This is a genomic window from Brooklawnia sp., assembly GCF_049651565.1.
Taxonomy (GTDB): domain Bacteria; phylum Actinomycetota; class Actinomycetes; order Propionibacteriales; family Propionibacteriaceae; genus Brooklawnia.
Genome location: NZ_JBASCI010000094.1, coordinates 1 through 2,409 on the forward strand (window position 1 = coordinate 1; position 2,409 = coordinate 2,409).

A 2,409-nucleotide genomic window follows, 5' to 3' on the forward strand; every position below is an offset into this window, starting at 1 on the left:
CATCCTCATGGTGGGGGCGGGCTGAGCACCGCTCAGCCACGGGCCCGGCCCAGGGCGTCGGGCAGCTGCAGGGCGTCCGGCAGCCGGGGCGGGACCAGTTCGGCGACGCGCCCGGCCACCTCGCTCATCCGCTGGTCGTCCAGGGTGTGAGCGAGCATCGTGACGCTGAGTGCGGCCACGGCGGCGCCGTCGGCGAGGATCGGCACGCCCAGGCAGGCGATGCCGGGTTCGTTCTCCTCGATCTCGGTGGCGTAGCCGCGGCGGCGGGCGTCCCGCACGGCGCGCCGCAGCACGGCGGGGTCGTCGCCGGGGTGGACGAACGCGTCCAATTGGTCGTCCGGGACGCCGCTGAAAGCGAGGATCGCCCGGCCGAGCGAGGTCGTGGCGGCCGGCACGTGGCGTCCGACCTGCGACCACACCCGGATCGCCTTGTCGGGTTCGACCTTGTCGACGTAGATCACCCGGTCGCCGTTGAGGACGCCGAGGTGGACCAGTTCATCCAGGTCGCGGGCCAGCACCAGCAGCGCCGGGTGGGTCAGCTGCGCCAGCGAACTGGGGCCGAAGTAGGCCGCGCCGAGGCCGACCGCTGCCGGGCCCAGCCGGTAGCTGCCGTCGGCGTCCTGTGAGACGTAACCGCGGGTGCGCATGGTGGCCAGCGCGCGGTATGCGGTGGACTTGTTCAGATGGAGGTCGCGGCACAGCGCAACCAGGCTGGTGCCCTCCGGCCCGGCCTCCGACAAGGCGCTCAACAGGGCCAGCGCGCGGTCGATGGCCTCGACCGGTGCCGGGCCCTGGGCGTCGAGGCTGGTCATGGGCTCAGTCTGCCACCTTCGTCATCGGGTGGGCCGGAGGGCTGTCGGCGGCCGGCACAGGCGGCTGCCTGGGTGGGCGCCTCACAGGTGGGCCGCGACCAGGGCATGGAAGCGCTGCCGCACCAGGGCCAGCGCCTCGGCGACCGGCATCGCCCACAGTTCGGCGTTGAAGATCTCGGTCTCGACGTCGTCGGCGTAGCCGGTTGCCGCGACCGCCCGGGTGAGCTCGGCGAAGTCGATGTAGCCATCGCCCATCACGCCCCGGGACAGCAGCGGATCGGCGGCCAGCGGAAGATCCCAGTCGGATACCTGGTAGCTGAGCAGCCGGCCGGCCCGTCCGATCGCTTCGATGCTCTCCAGCACCTGCGGGTCCCACCAGATGTGGTAGGTGTCCACCACCACGCCGACCGACTGGTGACCGGACGCCGCGGCCATCTGCAGGGCGTCGGCGAGGGTGGAGAGGACAGCCCGGTCGGCGGCGAACATCGGGTGCATCGGTTCCAGCCCGAGCCGCACCCCGGCCTGCTCGGCGTAGGGTGCCAGTTCGGCGATGGTGGCCGGGATGGCGGCCCTGACCCGGGTGATCGACTGACCCCGGTCCAGTCCGCCGACCACCATCACCAACACGCCGGTCCCCAGCTCATGCGCCTCGTCGATGGCGCGCCGGTTGTCGTCCAGGGCAGCCTGCCGGTCGCCCGGCGTGGTCGCGGTGAGGAACCCGCCCCGGCACAGTGAACTGACCCGCAGCCCGGTGTCCCGGACCAGCGCGGCGGCCTTGGCCAGGCCGATCTCGGCGACGTTCTGCCGCCACAGCCCAACCGAGCCGATGCCGGCGTCGGCGACTGCGGTGATGAACTGCTCGCAAGGCGTGCTGCGCATCGACCACTGGTTGATCGAGAGTCGGCTGGTGGGGCTGCTTGCGGGCGTCACTGGGTCTCCTCCTGGTCCTGTGGGTGCATCGCTCGCCCGGACGGGCCGCCCGTGCACCCGGTACTGCTTCAGCGCACGTTGCGGTCTTCAAGGTAGCCGCGCCAGACCACCTCGAAGGGTTCCTGCGGATCGGGCAGCGGGCGAACCGGTCGCCAGTTGCAACTGACCGGGGGCAACGCCCCGGAAGCGTCAGCGTGCAGGACGACGATCTGGGCGACGCCATCCAGTGCGCCGTCGTCGCGGACGTACCGGAACAGCTCGTCGAGACCGGCGTCGACCGGGTTGCCGTCGGCATCGTGCCAGGCCGGGAGTTCGCCGGCCGGGTCGGTGTAGAGCACCGAGCCGCGGCTGTGGCCGCCGTGGTCGAGGTAGTCGGCCATCGCGGTGAGGTACACGTACTGGGTGGTGACGATGTCGCGGACCAGGAAAAGTCGGTCGATCGAGCGCCGGCTGCTGGCGTCGATGGCCATCGAATCGCCGTAGTCTGCCAGCCGGGTCGTGGCGGCCCGGAGCGCCTCGTTGACCGATTCGGCCGAGCGGACCAGGCCGGCCTTGGCGCTCATCAGCGTCCCCACCTCGGTCAGCGTCTCGCCGGTGTTGTCGGCCATGCCGGCGGTGAATCGGGCGTGGGCGTCCGCGACCAGACCAAGGGCGGACCGGACCGGGC

At 71.8% G+C, this 2,409-nt stretch carries 2 protein-coding genes and 1 pseudogene; all 3 read right to left on the reverse strand.

The features are described 5' to 3' along the window. Window positions 1–32: 32 nt before the first annotated feature. Complete coding sequence (locus tag WBL05_RS04460) at window positions 33–812, reverse strand: IclR family transcriptional regulator (RefSeq protein WP_424224028.1); 780 nt, start codon at window positions 810–812, stop codon at window positions 33–35. Window positions 813–893: 81 nt separating this feature from the next. Next, the gene (locus WBL05_RS04465; protein ID WP_424224029.1) at window positions 894–1,742 is read right to left on the reverse strand and encodes a sugar phosphate isomerase/epimerase family protein; all 849 of its coding nucleotides are present in this window, start codon (window positions 1,740–1,742) and stop codon (window positions 894–896) included. A 68-nt stretch (window positions 1,743–1,810) separates the two neighbouring features. Further along, window positions 1,811–2,409: pseudogene (locus tag WBL05_RS04470) on the reverse strand (hypothetical protein); the annotation flags it as partial.